We start from the raw sequence: 306 nt of genomic DNA, 5'->3' as shown, positions 1-306 counted from the left end.
GCTACCTGCCGTCAAGATCGCGCGCGACAACGCGCCTCGCAAAAATCGACCAGCATAGAAGGGCCCACCCAGCGCCGATCGCCCAGCCTGCAACGACGTCGCTCGGGTAGTGGACACCCAGATAGACGCGGCTGGTGCCGATGATAAGGGACACCGTCGCTGCGACCGGCAGGAAGAACCGGCCCTGCCGGGGCGGGCGGCCGAGAGTGCTGGCTAGAATGGCAAACGCCAGGTAGGCCGCCATCGACACTGTTGCGTGCCCGCTTGGAAAGCTCGCGTCGTGCACCTCAACAAGGTGAGGAACGA

The 306-nt window shown here is 65.0% G+C and carries 1 protein-coding gene; it reads right to left on the bottom strand.

Translation table 11 applies throughout. From position 1 onward, the window contains the following. Position 1: 1 nt before the first annotated feature. A partial coding sequence (locus tag AB4048_RS29065) for a phosphatase PAP2 family protein (RefSeq protein WP_442205385.1) occupies positions 2-306 on the bottom strand: 305 nt, incomplete at its 5' end.

It is taken from the genome of Rhizobium sp. RAF56 (assembly GCF_052113965.1).
Classification (GTDB): Bacteria; Pseudomonadota; Alphaproteobacteria; order Rhizobiales; family Rhizobiaceae; genus Rhizobium.
This window is presented reverse-complemented; position numbering and strand designations above follow the sequence as displayed.